This is a genomic window from Geitlerinema sp. CS-897 (assembly GCF_028368005.1).
GTDB classification, from domain to species: domain Bacteria; phylum Cyanobacteriota; class Cyanobacteriia; order Cyanobacteriales; family Geitlerinemataceae; genus Baaleninema; species Baaleninema simplex.
On the sequence record NZ_JAQNCQ010000018.1, the window covers coordinates 1 to 17,106 of the forward strand.

At 52.1% G+C, this 17,106-nt stretch carries 15 protein-coding genes; 8 read left to right on the forward strand and 7 right to left on the reverse strand.

Going from position 1 to position 17,106, the window contains the following annotated elements; translation table 11 throughout:
- Nucleotides 1-43: 43 nt before the first annotated feature.
- Entirely contained in the window at nucleotides 44-1,069 is a 1,026-nt protein-coding gene (locus POG22_RS00570) for an ABC transporter ATP-binding protein (protein WP_498903029.1), read from the forward strand.
- A gap of 114 nt (nucleotides 1,070-1,183) precedes the next feature.
- Nucleotides 1,184-1,621 (forward strand): hypothetical protein, encoded by a 438-nt coding sequence (locus POG22_RS00575; RefSeq protein ID WP_017662458.1) that lies wholly within the window; start codon nucleotides 1,184-1,186, stop codon nucleotides 1,619-1,621.
- Between the two features lie 60 nt (nucleotides 1,622-1,681).
- On the opposite strand, the gene POG22_RS00580 is transcribed toward POG22_RS00575, so the two are convergent.
- A complete protein-coding gene (locus POG22_RS00580; protein ID WP_498903030.1) occupies nucleotides 1,682-2,839 on the reverse strand; it encodes an FAD-dependent oxidoreductase in 1,158 nt (385 codons plus the stop codon).
- A 121-nt stretch (nucleotides 2,840-2,960) separates the two neighbouring features.
- On the opposite strand from POG22_RS00580, the gene POG22_RS00585 reads away from it, so the two are divergent.
- Together POG22_RS00585 and POG22_RS00590 are read left to right on the forward strand one after the other, a co-directional pair.
- Complete coding sequence (locus POG22_RS00585; RefSeq protein WP_498903031.1) at nucleotides 2,961-4,451, forward strand: sensor histidine kinase; 1,491 nt, start codon at nucleotides 2,961-2,963, stop codon at nucleotides 4,449-4,451.
- Between the two features lie 191 nt (nucleotides 4,452-4,642).
- Nucleotides 4,643-5,167: a DUF421 domain-containing protein gene (locus tag POG22_RS00590; protein ID WP_498903033.1), complete on the forward strand. Its 525-nt coding sequence runs from the start codon at nucleotides 4,643-4,645 to the stop codon at nucleotides 5,165-5,167.
- Nucleotides 5,168-5,552: 385 nt separating this feature from the next.
- Here the strand turns inward: POG22_RS00590 and POG22_RS00595 are convergent, their stop codons facing one another.
- The 5 genes from POG22_RS00595 to minC all read right to left on the reverse strand — a co-directional run bounded on the left by POG22_RS00595 (nucleotide 5,553) and on the right by minC (nucleotide 11,132).
- Entirely contained in the window at nucleotides 5,553-7,592 is a 2,040-nt protein-coding gene (locus POG22_RS00595) for a prolyl oligopeptidase family serine peptidase (protein WP_498903034.1), read from the reverse strand.
- A 377-nt stretch (nucleotides 7,593-7,969) separates the two neighbouring features.
- The gene (locus POG22_RS00600) at nucleotides 7,970-8,830 is read right to left on the reverse strand and encodes an ABC transporter permease (protein WP_017662454.1); all 861 of its coding nucleotides are present in this window, start codon (nucleotides 8,828-8,830) and stop codon (nucleotides 7,970-7,972) included.
- Nucleotides 8,831-8,914: 84 nt separating this feature from the next.
- Entirely contained in the window at nucleotides 8,915-9,316 is a 402-nt protein-coding gene (gene minE / locus POG22_RS00605) for a cell division topological specificity factor MinE (protein ID WP_245555473.1), read from the reverse strand.
- A gap of 28 nt (nucleotides 9,317-9,344) precedes the next feature.
- Complete coding sequence (minD, locus tag POG22_RS00610; protein ID WP_017662452.1) at nucleotides 9,345-10,151, reverse strand: septum site-determining protein MinD; 807 nt, start codon at nucleotides 10,149-10,151, stop codon at nucleotides 9,345-9,347.
- 153 nt (nucleotides 10,152-10,304) lie between these two features.
- On the reverse strand, nucleotides 10,305-11,132 hold the full coding sequence (gene minC, locus POG22_RS00615) for a septum site-determining protein MinC (RefSeq protein WP_498903036.1): 828 nt from the start codon (nucleotides 11,130-11,132) through the stop codon (nucleotides 10,305-10,307).
- Between the two features lie 808 nt (nucleotides 11,133-11,940).
- Between minC and POG22_RS00620 the strand changes: the two genes are divergently transcribed.
- The 4 genes from POG22_RS00620 (at nucleotide 11,941) to POG22_RS00635 (ending at nucleotide 15,841) form a co-directional block, all read left to right on the forward strand.
- Nucleotides 11,941-13,761, forward strand: a complete 1,821-nt coding sequence (locus POG22_RS00620) for a tetratricopeptide repeat protein (RefSeq protein ID WP_498903037.1) — start codon at nucleotides 11,941-11,943, stop codon at nucleotides 13,759-13,761.
- A 108-nt stretch (nucleotides 13,762-13,869) separates the two neighbouring features.
- The gene (locus POG22_RS00625) at nucleotides 13,870-14,493 is read left to right on the forward strand and encodes a GNAT family N-acetyltransferase (protein WP_190288753.1); all 624 of its coding nucleotides are present in this window, start codon (nucleotides 13,870-13,872) and stop codon (nucleotides 14,491-14,493) included.
- 19 nt (nucleotides 14,494-14,512) lie between these two features.
- Nucleotides 14,513-15,109 carry a 2'-5' RNA ligase family protein gene (locus POG22_RS00630; protein WP_498903039.1) on the forward strand — a complete coding sequence of 199 codons (597 nt, stop codon included), beginning with the start codon at nucleotides 14,513-14,515 and terminating at the stop codon, nucleotides 15,107-15,109.
- Between the two features lie 96 nt (nucleotides 15,110-15,205).
- The gene (locus POG22_RS00635) at nucleotides 15,206-15,841 is read left to right on the forward strand and encodes a hypothetical protein (protein WP_498903040.1); all 636 of its coding nucleotides are present in this window, start codon (nucleotides 15,206-15,208) and stop codon (nucleotides 15,839-15,841) included.
- A gap of 14 nt (nucleotides 15,842-15,855) precedes the next feature.
- Here the strand turns inward: POG22_RS00635 and POG22_RS00640 are convergent, their stop codons facing one another.
- On the reverse strand, nucleotides 15,856-16,779 hold the full coding sequence (locus tag POG22_RS00640; RefSeq protein ID WP_498903041.1) for a tRNA (5-methylaminomethyl-2-thiouridine)(34)-methyltransferase MnmD: 924 nt from the start codon (nucleotides 16,777-16,779) through the stop codon (nucleotides 15,856-15,858).
- Nucleotides 16,780-17,106: the final 327 nt, after the last annotated feature.

Consider the following 17,106-nt stretch of genomic DNA (forward strand, 5'->3'; position numbering starts at 1 on the left):
CCCTCTCCCTTGCTATTAAAACTAAACACCGAACGGTTAAACTATGGCTCCTGCGGTTCTCATTGAAAATCTCAAAAAATCCTACGGTGATATCGAAGCGGTGAAGGACGTTTCGTTTGACATCGAACCCGGCGAAATTTTCGGCTTACTCGGACCCAACGGTGCCGGGAAAACCACCACGATTCGCTGTTTGTGTACCCTGACGAACCCGGATTCCGGACGCATCGAAGTTTCGGGAATTTCCGTGTTGGACAAGCCGAGAGTCGCCCGTCGTTTGCTGGGATACATCGCCCAAGAAGTCGCTCTCGATAAGGTGTTGACGGGGCGGGAACTGCTGCAACTGCAAGCGGCGTTGTACCATCTGCCCAAGACAGAAATTCCCCAACGGATCGATCGCGTTATCGATCTTCTCGGATTGGGAGAATACGCCGATCGCAAAACGGGAACTTATTCCGGGGGACTTCGCAAACGCCTCGATTTAGCCTCGGGGCTGCTTCACGATCCCGATGTCTTGGTTCTCGACGAACCGACGGTGGGGTTAGACATCGAAAGCCGGGTGACGGTATGGAACTTCCTGCGACAACTGCGGGAACGGGGAACCACGGTGTTGATTACTAGCCATTATCTCGAAGAGGTGGACGCCCTGGCCGATCGCGTGGCGATTATCGATCGCGGCGTCGTCATCGATACGGGTACGCCGTCGCAGTTAAAAGATAAGGTGGGGGGCGATCGTATTACTCTGCGAATTCGCGAATTTGCCCCCCTCGAGGAAGCGCAAAAAGCCAAAGACATTCTCGAAAAACTGCCCTTCGTCCGCGAAGCGATTATCAACGACGCCCAAGGAAACGCCCTCAACCTGGTGGTGACGCCTCAAAGCGACGCTCTGATGGGAGTTCAGCAGGCGTTGAAAGACGTGGGACTTCCGACGTTTGGCATCGCGCAATCTCGCCCCAGTCTCGACGACGTGTATTTGGCGGCGACGGGGCGAACCTTGATGGATGCGGAACTCGAAGCCGCCGGATCGCGGGATCTTAAGAAAGAAAAAAAACAGGAAATGGCGGGGAAATAACGCCCCAGCGAGGCGATCGACCGCCCGCTCTCGAATTTTGAGCTGTCGAGGGCGGGTTTTCGGCTGAAATGGGGGTGTTACGTTGGGGTAAATCGTTTTGATGGAGTCTACGTCATGAGTGGCGATCGATCTCGATTTCCGATTTTCCCGACGTTAGCGGGAACGGGGGCAGCTTTAGCCCTGCTGTTAAGCGGTGGTGGCGTCGCCATCGCTGGCGTTTCTCCCAATACTTCTACTAACACCCACATCGCCCAATGGAACCTCTGCAACGATTACGGTTTGCGGGCGACTCGGGGGTTTGAAACCAACAACTTTTTCGTTTTTATCTGTTCGGCTTCGGATGGTTTGTATTACTTCAGTCGGGATAAAAACGACTACGGCGGTATGAGTAGTAACGGTTTAGATTGGCTGCCAGCGGTATCGGGACGAAATGAGATCTACTCGGCGAATAATGGCGCGTATTCCTACGTTTTAAGTCCCTATGACGGCACGTTTACCATTTACGAAGGAAACCGCGTGATTCAACAGGATAGCATTGTCGATAGTTGGTAAGCGCTCTCCAGGCGTTTGGCGAACGCTTATCACATTCAAGACGTTTTGTCAATACAAATTCTAAAACTGTTTCATAAACCGTCGATCGATCCAATCTTTCCACCACCACAACAGCCGCCAAGGTCCCAATCCCCAACTTCCCCGAGAAGCGATCGCCCGTCCGTCTCCCGTTCCAATCAACGCCAAAATCTGCTTTTGCGGAACGTAAGGACGCAGCGATTCCCCCTTCCCCAACCGTCGCAAGTTCTCGAACAGCGGTTCTCCCTGACGAACCGCGAACACCCCCGCTTTCGGACGAGGATGAGACTGCATCGTGGCGATGTCTCCAGCGGCGAAAATCTGGGGATGAGACAGGGATTGTAAGGTGTCGCCGACGAGGACGAAACCCGCCTCGTCTGTTGCTAAACCGGACGCTGCTAACCAGGATGGGGCGGAAGCTTGCGTGACCCAAAACAGGCGATCGCACCTTTCCTGTAACCCCGACTCGCAAATTACCTCAACCCCCGGTTTCACCGCCACCACGCTTTCGTTGAGATGCAGGCGAACCCCGTAGCGGAGGAGAAGTTCTTGCAGTTGGCGGCGGACAACGGGGGCGTGTCCCGACATCAACTCCGAACCGCGATGAAACAAATGTAATTGCAATTGGCGATCGAGGGTATAAGAAGACTGTCCCGCCGGCTGCAAAATGCGCTGCAACCGCGATCGCACGTTTAACGCCAGTTCGACGCCCCCCGCCCCACCGCCGACAATTCCCAAACTCAGCGGTTGCTGGGGATTGGCTTTCACAGTATCCAGCAGGCGATACCAATGTTGCAAAAAGTGGGAAACGGGTTTGGCGGGAATGGCGTGTTCCATCGCCCCCGGAACGCGGACGGTGGCGGGGGTACTCCCGATGTCGAGAGAAAGATTATCGAAAGGGATCGATCGCCCGTCTTCGCAGTGTACTGTATTGTGTTGTAAGTCTAGAGCGCTCGCTCGCCCCCGAACGAACCTCGCCCCGGCGAATTCCGCCAACGGTTTCAAATCGATATGGCAGTCGTCAAAGTTGTAAAATCCCGCGACGTGACCCGGTAACATTCCTGAATAGGGGGTTTTGTCCACGTCCGAAACCAAGGTCAAACGTAGATTGGGAGAAGGATGCAAGCCAAACTGTCGCAAGACGATCGCGTGGGTGTGACCCCCACCGACGAGAACCACTTCTCGGATAGCGTCCGACATGACCGATACATTCCCCGTTGTCTGTGATTTCGATCGTATCTTAAGAATTCTTTTCAGCCTATACTCAAATCCTGAGATCGTCTCACACCCGAGACTCACGCTGCAACCTCGGCAATCAGAAATGTCAGATCGCGATGTCGCTCCTCTCGATTCCATCCGTTTAGACGACGGGTCTCTTACCTGTACAGTCTTGTCACCTTCGATTTTGACAGATTCGCTCGTCGCGACAGCATCTGTCACCGGACAAGCGTACTATAAAGAATTAACGCGATATCTGACACGATCGCTCGAGATTGGCGGTGCCATTATCGGTGAAGTCGTTCAGTGGGACGAAACGCAACCCAAACGAGTTCGATCGCTATGTTTTTACAAAAACAGTGAAATCTGCGAGGCGATCGAATACGATGTTCTCTGTCTTCGGGGAAATCCTCCCCAACTCAGCTATACCGTCAGTCAAAACGACGAGTCGATATACTGCATTCCCAACGCGGCGATCGCATCATACACGCAAGGCAACGAACGCAACGCACGCACCCCCGACTGTTACTTGGGTTTAGCCCTACGCGATCCCAAAACCCACCGTTTTGTCAGTCACATCTGCATTTTTGACGATCGCCCCCTGACTCCGACCAAACGCCAACACGCCGAAACCCTGATTCGCCTGTTTGCAGCCCGTACCACCGCCGAACTCAAACGCCAGCAAGCCGAAACCCGAGAACGGGAAAAAATTCGACAACTCGAACAGACCCTCGACGCCCTGCAAAGAACCCAGTCCCAACTGGTACAAACCGAAAAAATTTCTAGCTTGGGACAACTCGTCGCGGGCGTTGCCCACGAAATCAATAACCCTCTCGGTTGTCTGTCGGGAAACCTCAAACATATCGAAGAGTACATCTGCGACCTCAGCGAACACCTCGAACTGTATCGCCAACACGTCCCCCAACCCGCCCCAGCCATTGAAGAACACGCGGACGATATCGACCTAGAATTTATCGTTGAAGACTTACCGCCGATGCTGGGGTCGATGAAAGTCAGCTTAGAACGCATTCAAGAAATCGTGACGTCTTTACGTCAGTTTTCGCGATTGGACGCTGACAAAACCCTCTTTGACGTTCGCGAAGGACTCGACAGTACCCTCGTGGTTCTCAAACACCGCCTCAAGGCCAACGAAACCCGCCCCGAAATTCAAGTGGTTCGCGAATACAGCGATTTACCTCCGGTTCCCTGTCGTCCCGGTCAGTTAAATCAGGTGTTTATGAATTTGTTATCGAACGCGATCGATGCCATCGAAGAATCGAACCAAGGACGCAGTTTCCGCGATATTCAAGACGATCCCAACCTGATTCGCATTCGGACCGAACGCATAACGGACGAACGGGGCGATCGCGTGGCGATTTGCATTGCAGACAACGGATGTGGCATTTCCGAAGCGGTCAAACCCCACCTGTTCGAGACCTTCTTCACCACGAAACCTACGGGAAAAGGAACGGGTTTGGGATTGTCCCTCAGTTATAAAGTCATTACGGAAAATCACGGCGGTACTCTGTCTTTTGAATCGACGAGCGATCGTGGTACGGAATTTATCATCGAACTTCCCATCGAATCGAGATGAGGCATCGCACTGAACGGAGAAATCGGCGAACGTTAGTAACCCTACATCAGTGTGGTTTAGGGCAATACAGTCGAATTCCCATCGCATCCAAATCTCTATAGATAGAAAATCTTTGAATCTATCTTCGGGTAGACTTCAGCGCGATCGACATTGGCTAGACTCATTTTAACTTGAACTATCCATCAAAAAATATGTTTTTCAATAGTTTGGCCGATCTCGTCCGCGTTGTCGTCGTCGGGATCTTGTCTTATGTCTCACTCATTTTGCTATTACGAGTTTCGGGGAAACGAACCCTCTCCAAAATGAACGCCTTCGATCTCGTCGTCACTGTTTCTCTGGGTACAATTATCGCCACGACGATGCTTTCAAAAGAAGTGGCGTGGATTGAAGGAATGTTCGGCCTGTGCGTTCTCGTGGGAATGCAATATTTAATTGCATGGTTGTCCGTGCAGTCGCAGGGTTTCCGCCAACTGGTAAAAAACGAACCGACGCTTCTATTTCACCAAGGAAATATGCTCTCCAACGCACTCGTTCAGCAGCGAGTGGCCGCAGGAGAAGTTCGAGCCGCCATTCGTAACGCTGGCATTTCCCATACAGAAGAAGTAGAAGCCGTCATCCTCGAAACCGACGGAACGTTGAGCGTTCTCCCCAAAAGCGATCGCCCCTCCGACACGTTTATCTCCGATGTTTCCAATGGCTCGACCGTTTCTGTGTAATGGGAAATTCGCTGAAGTGCGCGATCGCCTAACGCCTTCACGCACTTCCTCCAGCGTAATCCTACCGAAAATTTTGGGGTTATACGGAATCCGAATCTCAAATACTGGTTTTGCCCAACCCGACAAGTCCCTCTATCCCCCCAACCCCCCTCTTCTTTGGGGGGCTAAGGGGGGATGTGGTGAAGACTTCTTGAAACCTAGCTTATCGGGAAAGGATGGAGTATTAGAGCCTCGCCATTACAGCGAACAGTCAACAGTGGACACTGCTCACTGCTCACTGAAAAAGCGGTGGGACATAGCTTAGAGGCTAGGCTTTCCACCGGGAAGTGGTTAAACTCCGGCTCCTCTATGACCCGAGAATCATGGTGGCTTTAGCCGATGAGTGTCAAATTGCCAAAACGCGAGTCAAAAACGCCCACTTGTCCGCAACTTCCTCAATCCGTTTCGCTGTGGGTTTTCCAGCCCCGTGACCGGCTTTCGTTTCAATCCGAATCAAAATCGGGTTGTCCCCCGCATCCGCCGCTTGCAACGCCGCTGCAAACTTGAAACTGTGGGCGGGAACCACGCGATCGTCGTGGTCTGCGGTGATTAACAACGTCGCCGGATACGCCGTTCCCGGTTTGACATTGTGCAACGGCGAGTAAGCGTACAACGCCTTAAACTCCTCCGGGTCGTCTGGCGAACCGTAATCGGAACACCACGCCCAACCGATCGTAAACTTGTGGAAACGCAACATATCTAACACCCCGACTTCAGGAATCGCCGCCGCAAACAAATCGGGACGTTGCGTCATACAAGCCCCCACCAGCAAGCCGCCGTTACTTCCACCGCCGATCGCAAGCTTGTCCGAAGACGTATATCGCCGATCGATCAGCCACTCCGCCGCTGCGATAAAGTCATCGAAAACATTCTGTTTGTTCAGTTTGGTTCCCGCTTGATGCCAAGTTTCACCGTATTCGCCGCCACCTCGCAGGTTGGGAATCGCCAAGACGCCGCCGAGTTCCATCCACACCAGCAGTCCCACAGAAAACATCGGCGTTAGGGAAATGTTGAAGCCGCCGTAACCGTAAAGATAGGTGGGATTGTTTCCGCTGCGATCGATCCCTTTCTTGTGAACGATAAACATCGGAACGCGGGTTCCGTCTTTGCTGTGGTAGAAAACCTGCTGGGTTTCGTACTCGTCGGGGTCGAAATCTACCGTCGGTTGGCGGAAAACGGTACTTTCCCCCGTCGTCATGTCGTAGCGGTAAATCGTCGTCGGCGTGGTAAATCCGGTAAAACTGTAAAAAGTTTCCGTATCTTCGGGTTTTCCACCAAATCCCCCCACGGAACCGATATCGGGAAGTTCGACTTCTCGAACCAAAGAACCGTCGAGGTCGAAAATCTGAATTTGACTGCACGCGTCTTTGAGATATTCCACCACGAACTGACGGTTGAGAACCGACACGAATTCCAGGGTGTTTTCTCCTTCGGGAAGGATTTCCCGCTGGTGTTTCGTCACCGTGTCGATGCTGATGAGGCGGTAGCGGGAGGCGTCGCGATCGGTTCGGAACCAGAAAATATGACCGTCATTTCCGACAAAATCGTATTGTGCCTCGAATTCGGGAATCAGTTCGACGATCGCCGATTCGGGATCTTGTAAATCTCGGTAGAAAATCAGGTTTTTCGGTTCGGTTCCCCGCCAAACGGCAATAATTAAATAGCGTCCGCAGTCGGTGACGAAGCCGCTAAAGCCCCATTCTTTCTGGTCGGGGCGATCGTACACCAACAAATCTTCCGATTGCGGCGTTCCAATGCGGTGATAGTAGAGTTTTTGATAGTAGTTAACGTCTTCGTACTGGGTCTCTTCGTTTGGGGGATCGTAGGCACTATAGAAAAAACCGTGGCTGTCGTGAGTCCAAGACGCCCCGGAAAATTTACTCCACTTCACCAAATCTGGTAAATCTTTACCCGTTTCCACATCGCGAACGTGCCATTCTTGCCAGTCTGAACCGGAGGAAGAGAGGGCGTAAGCCAACAAGTTTCCATCTTCACTAACGGTATAGTTGTTGAGGGCAACCGTTCCGTCTTCGGAGAGAGTATTGGGATCGAGAAGGACGCGAGGTTTACCGTCGAGGTCGTCGAGAACGTAAAGAACGCTTTGGTTTTGCAATCCGTCGTTTTTGAAATAAAAATAGCGGCGATCGCGTTTAAACGGTGTTCCGTATTTTTCGTAATTCCAAAGTTGAGTAACGCGCTCTTTGAGTTTTGAACGGTCTTCGATATTTTCGAGAAAACCAAAAGTCAGTTGATTTTGTGCCTCGATCCACGCCCGCGAATCGTCGGAATCGGGGTCTTCTAGCCAGCGGTAGGGGTCGCTAATGGCTGTACCGTGATAGGTATCGACTTGTTCGATGGTTTTCGTTTGCGGATATTCAAATGGCATAAGGTTCGATAGAAATTTCGGCTTGTTTCTACTATAGCAATTCTATTTTAAAAATGTATTTTATGAGTCTATTTTAGACGAAAAACAATCCAAAGTAAATTATTTAAAAGTGCCAAAAACTCCTATCATATCGTTTATTTAAACCGCCAGAGATTCTCAAGCCTGGGTAAATCTCAAAAATCTAAATTAATCGAACGAGCGGCTGTTGGGTTCCACTTCGTTCCACCCAACCTACGCGAAGGTTATGTTTTTAAGGTGAAATGCACCCCAAAACTCTCTGTGTTCTCTGTGTCTCTGTGGTGAATTATCCAAACCATCGATTCTCAACGAATTCCGTAGTAGCCGCATTGTATACAACACGGCTACCAAATTTATGACTAATCTTGTTGCGTTGAAAATTGATAGGCTCCGATAAAAGATAAGACGATCGCCACCACCAATAACACCGGAAGACTAAACCAGGTAAAATTAGAAAGCGAGTCGTAAGCTGCCGATCGCAATCCGACGCTGGTATAAGTTAACGGCAAACAAAACACCACCACTTTTAAAGCAGCGGGGAGCGTCGCTGGATCGAAAAACGTCGCGCCTAAAAACGACATGGGGACGATCAGAAAATTATTGAGCAAACCGACGCTTTCGATGGACTTCACGTTTAAGCCAATGATGACGCCCAAACCAGAAAATACAGCGCAGTTTAAAACTAAAACCAGCAAAAACAGCGGGTTGAAGAAACTCCAAATCACCGAAAAACCGCCCCCTGAAAAGCCGAGAAACAAGACAGAAACCACCATCACCGAAACCGAGGTCATCAGTCCCCGGACGATTCCAGCCATCATTTTACCCAGGTGCAACGCCAGAGGATGAACCGGGAGCAGCAGGATTTCTTCAAAGGTTTTACTGTAAAGGCGTTCGCCGCAAATAGAGAAAGTCGTTCCGCCGAAGCTAATGGCCATCGACGACAGCGCCACCATTCCCGGTAAAATAAACTGTAAGTAACTGCTGTAATCGCCACCGATCGCAGTGCCGGGACGAATGGAACTCCCCAATCCTAAGCCAAAAGCGACGATGTAAATCAGCGGCGAGACGAGGCCGGAAGCCGCTACTTGAGCGACGCGAACTCGTAAATCGAGCCAGTCTCCCCACAATACCGTCAAGCTGTCTTCCCAGAGGGTACTGAGAGAGTCGTCGTTTAACCACTGATGGAGATAACTGAGTTTGAAAGACTGTTGGAGGTTCACGGGTTTGTTGGTTGAGTGCGATCGAAATTTCGTAACACTACTTAATATACGAAAAATTCGATCGCCCTTGGAACGAAACCCCTCTCAATCTTGAGATTTTTCCGTCTCCTCCTCGTCTTCCTTCGGTTGAGTGTCCTCGGCGGCGGGTGAATCGGTCTGGCTCGTCAACTCGATTTCCAAAGATAGGTTTTCCGTCTCTTGCTTCTCGGGCTGCGAGTCGTCTGAGGAGGGCTTCACGCGACGAATGGGAAGGTTCGCCGTCAGCGACGTCATGCGTTTGTCGCTTTGAAGGGCGAAATTCAACCCTTCCGTATCGAGTTCGACGTAACGAGAGACGACATCGAGAATTTCTTTCTGCATCGCCTCGATCGTGGCAGCGTTCAAATCGACGCGATCGTGCGCGATGACGAGTTTGAGCCGTTGCTTGACATCGTTACGACTGTTTTTTTTGCGCGATCGCGGCCACAATCGGGCGAGCCATTCCATGAACATCAGCCAGTAATACGAGTAAAAACTAGAGAATTCGAGTGGTCAGTATCTTTCGCAGACGCGATAAAAATCCTTCTGGCGGCGTCGTCAGTTCCAAAAAGTCCACCGTTTCTCCTTCCAAACGACGGGCGATGTTATCGAAGGCTTGTCCGGCGAGAGACGGTTCTTCCGACAAGACTAAGGGTTCCCCTCGGTTCGTCGAGACGATCACCCGTTCGTCGTCAGGTACGATTCCCAACAACTCCACTGCCAACAATTCCCGAACGTCTTCGACAGACATCATATCGTTGGCTTCCACCATCTCCGGGCGAATGCGGTTGACGATAAGGCGAATTTTGCGAATTCCGTTGGCTTCGAGCAATCCCACCACGCGATCGGCATCGCGAACGGCGGCGATTTCCGGTGTCGTCACCACGATCGCTTCTCGAGCGGCAGAAACCGCGTTTTGAAATCCCTGTTCGATTCCCGCTGGAGAATCGACGATAACGTAATCGAACTTTTTCGCCAACGCCATCACCAACTGTTTCATTTGAGCGGGACTGACGGCATCTTTCATGCGGTTTTGGGCCGCCGGAAGTAAGGCGAGTTGGCTGTGGCGTTTGTCTTTGACTAACGCTTGATCGAGCCGACATTCTCCGGCAATGGCTTCGACCGCCGTATACACGACGCGGTTTTCTAATCCTAACAGGAGGTCGAGGTTCCGCAACCCGAAATCGGCATCGACTAAAACGACTTTACGGTTTCGTTTTGCCAGTGCCATGCCGAGGTTAGCGGTGGTTGTGGTTTTTCCCACCCCGCCTTTGCCAGAGGTGATGACAATAATGCGACTCATTACGCGGTAACGATAAAAACTAAACGGTCAGGAGGAGAGAGTTGCCTCTAGGTCGATCCCGTCCACTGGCGTACAGGTCTCAATGTACCATCTGTGAGGGCGACATCGGGCAGTGACTTCGGGGTGCGACGAGCGATCGAAGGGGCGATCGCGTCAATTTTCTGGGGAAACGGCAGCCGTCGGGCGAACGAAATCCGCCGCTCGACTAATACGAATGCCGTGGGGAGTGATGTAAGCCACTTCAGGATAGTATTGACTGGGTTTATCGGATGGCGCACGGGCTACCGAATCTGCGATGCGAATCTGCGTCGGCTCCATTTGTAACGCCATGATGAGAGATTGGGGGTTTCCGGCGGCTCCAGCGTGAGCGACACCGCGCAACCGACCCCAAATGAGGATATCGCCTTCTGCAATCACCGCTCCGCCGGGGTTGACGTCACCGACGAGAACCACGTTACCGGGATGGCGGATTTCCGTCCCCGATCGCAGGGTGGTATGGAGATATAGCGGTTCGGCGAGAGCCGTTGCGGAAAGTTCGGAGGTTTGTTGCAGTAAGTCTTGAGCTAGGGGTTGTTCGACGGAATAGCCAGCAGTGGCAGCGGCGACAGCGGTTTGACGCCGACGGGTAAAGACCCGTTCGAGTTTGAGTTGTGCTTGGCTGAGGGCGTCGTCGAGTTCTTGCAGTTGGCGACTGTCGAGGAGGCGATCGCCAGCCACGACTCGAACGCGGGTGTTGGGTTGCCAAGAGCGATCGCTGGCTTGCAGGCGGTGTTTGAGTTGTTGCCATAACTCCTGCCACGTCAACTCTCCGGCGGTGTCGCTGTCGCTTTGAGGTGGAAGGTGAACGACGAGATTTCCGCCATCGCTTTTGAGGCGGATTTGTTGGTGCAGGTTGAGTCCTCCCGACTGAGTCGATTCGGCCGTGTCAGTCAGCTCGGAGGAGACGTCGCGATCGGTGGGAGTTGGAGAATCGGAAACCATACAAGGTTCAGTAGCGTTGTTAGGTTGAGGTATAACAGGATACGGCAGATACTTCAATTTCGGATTCTATCTTAGCGCGAGCGGCGAGACGCAAGCGATTTACCTTCACGAAGCATCGGGGGTTGCCTGACTGGAAAAAAACGTGCTGAAAAAACTGGGTAGATCGGGATGATTTTTCGGCAGCCGATCGCTTACAATCTAGTTTTAGGTTGAATCATGAATCTTAAATATCGATCGCACAATAGATCTGTAAAATCTTGGATAGCTTTTTTCATAAATTATTGCTCGGACAAAATTGGAATCGAACTGTTTTTTGATTCTTGTTATTTTTTGAGATCGTTAATATAAACTGAATAACCGCAAGCCAAAAAATAAATCAGTCGAATATTGAAATTTTATTTCAGCAATAAAAAATGAACTTTAAATCTGTTTTGAATTGACATTAGGAATATCGTTCAAACGTTTCTAAAAATAAATACAATTGAAAACACAAATCCATCGAGATTCTAAAATGCAAATCAAGATACCATAATTAGCGATCTAAGATTTATCTTGAATCGATCGCAATCAAAAGCAGAAAACCCAGATTTTAGCATCATGAATCATAAATAATATCTATATTGATTTTTTTAAATTGGTATTTTAAAGAGATTAATTGTGTTGGATCGAATCTTAAAAAATCCTGTAACGTTCGATCTCGGTTTCAATCGTGTGGCCGCCGATCGATCGCCCTGTTTTCAAAATTGCTGACTCCTGCACGAAGCGCCTATAATGACACCATCCAACGCGGTTTACTCCAGACGCCCATATGACGAACCCATCCGGATTCGACCTTCAGGCGAACGCTTCATCGTCGCAACCGGACACCGACTCGACCCCTGAGACGGTGACGGGTTCCACTACTGAAGCGTCTTCTCCTCCCCCACAACCGCAAGCAGCCCCGCCTCAACCGCCCCTGGGACAGCGCGTCAAGCAGTGGGTCGCGGGGATGTCCTCCCGTTGGTTGGGAATCTCCCCAGAATATAAAAAAGGAAATCGCTGGTATCAATCTCGCCAGTACGAAAACGCTGTGGTTTGCTACGATCGCGCCCTCCAACTCAACCCGCGATTTCGTCCGGCGTGGTTGCGGCGGGGTCAAGCCTTAGCCAAACTCAACCGCAACCGCGAAGCCCTCGCCGCCTACGATCGCGCCCTGCAACTCAACGCCAACGACGTTTGGGTATGGTTGCTGCGGGGTCGCCTGTTAGAACGAATGCAGCGGTACGAAGAATCGATCGCCTCCCTCGATCGCGCTACCCAAATCCAGGCGAACCGCTACGAACCTTGGTATTACCAAGCCCGAGGCTTCGCGGAACTGCGGCGATACAACGACGCCATCGACGCTTATCGCCAAACCTTACGCCTCAAGCCCAACCTCCTCCCCGCTTGGAATCACCTGGGGGATTTACTCGTCGAAACTCGTCAGTTGGCCGAGGCGGCGATCGCCTATCGCAACGCCACGCAACTGTCCCCCCAAGATTGGACGCTGTGGCTGAAATTGGCGCAGTGCGAGGAATACCTTCAAGAGTACGATCGCGCCCTCGTCGCCCTCGATCGCGTCTTACAACTCCAACCCGAACGAGTCGATTTGTGGCTGACGCGGGGACGCCTCCTCGAAGCCCTCCAACGCTACACGGAAGCGATCGCCACCTACGATCGCGCCATCGGACAGCAACCCAACGCCGTCGAACCCTGGATTCTCAAAGGGATGGCCATGCGCCATCAATGGGGAGAAGCGGCGGTGGCGTGTTTCGATCGCGCCTTGGAACTCCAGCCCGACTCCGCGCAAGCTTGGTACGGTAAAGGCGTCGCCCTCTACGACAGTCAAAAATACACGGAAGCCCTCGAAGCCTTCGACAAATCCACCCATCTCAACCCCGATTTCGCCCCCAGTTGGCTGGGACGGGGAAAAGTCCTCTACCTCCTCAACCGCGATCGCGACGCCATTATCGCCTTCGACAACGCCATTCAAATTCAAGCCGATTACGCCGAAGCCTGGTACTATCGCGGCGAAGTCTTGACCGACTTGCAGCGGTACGACAATGCGATCGCCGCTTACGATAAAGTGGTACAGGTGGCGCTACCCGTGGATATGTGGGCGTATCGGGCGCTGCTGGAACGAGGCGACTGTCTCGAAAAACTCCAACGCTACGACAAAGCGATCGCCACCTACGACAAAGCCCAAGAACTCCAACCGACTCAGATTTCCGTTCGCCTCAAACGAGGAACCCTCCTCGAACGGTTAGAACGCTACGAAGAAGCCCTCAACACCTACGATTTGGCGTTGACGTTGTGGCCCGATCACCTTCCCCTGTGGTTGAAACGCAGTGAAGTGCTGTTAAAACTGATGCGCTACCCAGAAGCCCTCGCCACGATCGATCGCGCGATTCAGCTACAACCGGGGAATTACGACGCCTGGGTGCGACGCTGCGACATCCTCGAACAACTCCATCGTCCCCTCGAGGCGATTCGTTCTTACGGTATTGCAGAAAAACTCAGCCCCAACGTCGCCGAAATCCAACAGCGACGAGACGCGATGGTGCAGAGTCTCCAACCCGAGGGAAATGCTGAAACCCTCGATGACTCGTGACGTTTCTCGAGTTTGAGAGACCGATCGTTTCCAGCGATCGCGTTTCTGCGCTAGTATAAATTGCTACATTCGTATTTATCGCTATTGACAGCTAAGGTGCGGGTTCCCGTGACTCAATTTACTCAAACAGACGATATTCGCAGCGACGACTGCGCTAGGGCGCTCGATATCTACGAAGCGGCGTTTCCCGCCCGAGAACGGGTCGGTCGAGACAAGGTTCTCGATCGCATCGCTCGGGGCGTTTACGAACTCTGGCTCGGAAAAGACGGCGATCGCGTCGTCTTCATGACCATTCTTTATACACTCAAAGACAGCGATCTCGTTCTCCTCGGTTACATCGCCACCGACGCCGCCTATCGCAATCGCGGTATCGGATCGGCGTTCTTAAAAGACGTGTTGAAACACTTGCGATCGCGCGATCGCTACCTCCTCATCGAAGCCGAACGCCCGAACGACGAAGATACATTTTCCACTCGACGGCTGGAGTTCTACCGTCGTCTCGGAGCGAAATTCCTCGAAAACGTACGTTACATTCTGCCACCGTTGGCTGGGGATACCCCCACAGAAATGTTGTTGGCGATCGCACCGGGATATCGCACTGAAACCCTCCCTCAAGACCGAGTACGACACCTGTTAACGCAACTCTACATCGAAGCCTACGACCGCTCTGCTGACGATCCGCTTCTACAGCTTTGTTTGGCGTCGGTTCCCGACATCGTGCGTCTCGTGTAAACGAGAAATCGGGGTTAGAGTGGAGTTTGGGTCGATCGCTGGAATTGCCATGTTTTCCCAGAAAACCTATTCCGTCGAACTGTATTTCGACGAAACTTCATCTGAGAGAATTCGACGCCTCTGGGCGCAAGTGCGATCGCTCGCCTCGGGAACGCCATCGCGATTTCACTCCCGTCCTCACGTGAGTCTCGCAGTTCTCGAAGCCGGAAACGTTTCCGAACTATCAACCTTGGTCTCGACGGTTGCAATGCGCGAAGCGAGTTTCGAGTTGCAATTTTCCGCTGTTGGGGTGTTTCCCACCAACGCAGGAGTCGTATTCCTCGCTCCCGTCGTCACCGAACCGTTGTTAAAATTGCATCGGCGATTTCACCAACAGTTAGAAAATGTGGGTGCGACTTCGATCGAATACTACAAGCCCGATCGCTGGGTGCCTCACTGTACCATCGCGCAACATCTCAAACCCCACGAAATCGTTAATGCCATCGACATCGTGCGATCGAGCGATCTGTTCGATAAAGTGACCGTGTGCGAAGTCGGACTCGTCGAAGCCTCTCCCGTGCGATTGGTGTGTTCGTTACCGTTGAACCGTCAGATGTGCGATCGCCGAGAACCTTGAGTTAAGCAAGGCTCGATTTGCCCGAACCTCTCCCGCTCCGGCTATGCTGGCAGTGTCGCCCCTCCTTGACTCCTGCGCCAGCTCTCCGAACTCGCTATGTCTCCTTCCCCGCCGTTTGACAAAACCCGCGATAACATCGCCGTCGTTCTCAAGCGATTCACCTTAAAAAAACTGTCAGAAAACTTTCTCGATTCGGGAAAAGCCGAGCCTTACATCGTCTCTGTGGCGATCGATAGTAACAGTCTCACCGTACCGGCGATCCATTTCAACGCGCTTCCGTTTCCTAACGTCCGCAAAGGCGACACGGTTAGCTTTGACGGACAGGGACATTTAATTTACGGTCCCGCCCATCCGGGGGCTTTCGTCGCCTATTCTATTCTGTTTATGGAATCCGATAGCAACCTGCGAAAACTCGGTACGGTCGTCGAAGATGTCGTGCGATCGCACGCCTCGAACGCAGGACTGAAAGCGACCTTAGCCGCCGGGTTGTCCTCTGCACTCGCCGCCGCCTTAGTGGGTAATCTCATCGGTGTCGTAGCGGGTGCGTTGAAGCATAACAAAGACGACGAGCTGTTTCGACGGAGCGGAACGCTGTTACGAGACGTGACGCCAGCCTTCGATATTCTCAGAACTTATGAGAGCGGTAACGAGTATATCGACTGTCAGACGGCGATCGTGCCGTTGAGGGTCTCAAACCACCTCGGAACGTCCGTGCGCCGCGTGACACTTTAGAGTCGCGATCGCTCCTAAGACTCGTTAAAAGACTTACGAACCGCCCAGCGTTTTTTCCACTGCGTTGTCGGTTCGCGATCGCTGGTTTCCTGTTCGGCTTGGCGGCGTTGTCGGATAGTTTCAGCGCAGTCAGACAACGTCGGATCGCGATAGGGAACGGCGGCGCGAGTTTGCAAGTGTTCCCGTTCCCGTTGCGACAGCGGCTGAAGGTGGCGATCGCTCCAACTGGCCACCGTTCCCGGTGTTTTCCGCCCTACTGGAACCGTCGAACCGACCTTCAACCCTACTTCGATTAACGCCGATCGCACGGACGCCGCACAGGAATACGTCGCGAGATACCCCGTCGGCTTCAAGCAGTCAGCGACGTACTGTAAAAACTCCACCGTCCACAGTTGCGGACAAGTCGGTGGCGAAAACGGATCGAGAAAAATCGCGTCAGCGCGAAATCCCGACTCGTACACCTCTACGATCGTCTCTCGGGCGTCCCCCAGCCACAGTTTCCCGCGAAATCGAACGTCTTCAAACTCCCGGTGTCGGGCGATTTCTGCTAAACGCCACTGAACGTCGTTCGACCAGGTGTCGAGAAGGTGGTGGGTGACAGCAGCCGGGGCAACAGTTGCGTCAGACTCCAACCCCATCCAAACGACTTGACAGTAGGGATTTTCTCGCCAAATGGTTTCGAGGGCAGCGGCGGTATTGTATCCCAAACCATAGCAAATATCCAGAAGATAGACGACGGGTTTTCTGGCTCGATCGGGCAAAAATGTCGATCGAACGAACTTGGACTCAGCTTCTTGTTTGGCGCCGTGGTGCGAGTGAAAAAATTCACCAAATTCGTCGGAATAAAAGGTTCGAGATCCGTCTGCTGTCGAGTGAGGTGAAAACGGTCGTATTAGCGAAACCCGGTCAATTCCAGGTCGATCGATCGAGTCGGGCATTGGATACAGTTCAAAAGATGGCGAGATCGTCAAACAAACCGTATCTCATTTTCTGACGAGCTGTCACTTTTCGGGTGCAAATTTCACGCAATTTTGCGAAATGTTTTTTGTTTTAAATATTTTTAATGTTTTGTAAATAAATCGCACACCAATCGAGAGGAGTTGTTTAGGCGATCGAGGCATAAAACCCATTCAAACTACAATTATAAGGGGTTTCAGACATCCAGGTTGCGAAGAAGCGATCGCACGCGATCGCTTGGCAATTTCAGCCTATTTTAAAAAATATCGAACAAATTCCAACACGATCGAATAGAAAAACCTTTCTCC

Coding starts and splice junctions, on each gene's coding strand:
- POG22_RS00570 (WP_498903029.1), top strand. CDS start 44: ATGGCTCCTGCGGTTCTCATTGAAAATCTCAAAAAATCCTACGGTGAT.
- POG22_RS00575 (WP_017662458.1), top strand. CDS start 1,184: ATGAGTGGCGATCGATCTCGATTTCCGATTTTCCCGACGTTAGCGGGA.
- POG22_RS00580 (WP_498903030.1), bottom strand. CDS start 2,839: ATGTCGGACGCTATCCGAGAAGTGGTTCTCGTCGGTGGGGGTCACACC.
- POG22_RS00585 (WP_498903031.1), top strand. CDS start 2,961: ATGTCAGATCGCGATGTCGCTCCTCTCGATTCCATCCGTTTAGACGAC.
- POG22_RS00590 (WP_498903033.1), top strand. CDS start 4,643: ATGTTTTTCAATAGTTTGGCCGATCTCGTCCGCGTTGTCGTCGTCGGG.
- POG22_RS00595 (WP_498903034.1), bottom strand. CDS start 7,592: ATGCCATTTGAATATCCGCAAACGAAAACCATCGAACAAGTCGATACC.
- minE (WP_245555473.1), bottom strand. CDS start 9,316: ATGGAATGGCTCGCCCGATTGTGGCCGCGATCGCGCAAAAAAAACAGT.
- minD (WP_017662452.1), bottom strand. CDS start 10,151: ATGAGTCGCATTATTGTCATCACCTCTGGCAAAGGCGGGGTGGGAAAA.
- minC (WP_498903036.1), bottom strand. CDS start 11,132: ATGGTTTCCGATTCTCCAACTCCCACCGATCGCGACGTCTCCTCCGAG.
- POG22_RS00620 (WP_498903037.1), top strand. CDS start 11,941: ATGACGAACCCATCCGGATTCGACCTTCAGGCGAACGCTTCATCGTCG.
- POG22_RS00635 (WP_498903040.1), top strand. CDS start 15,206: ATGTCTCCTTCCCCGCCGTTTGACAAAACCCGCGATAACATCGCCGTC.
- POG22_RS00640 (WP_498903041.1), bottom strand. CDS start 16,779: ATGCCCGACTCGATCGATCGACCTGGAATTGACCGGGTTTCGCTAATA.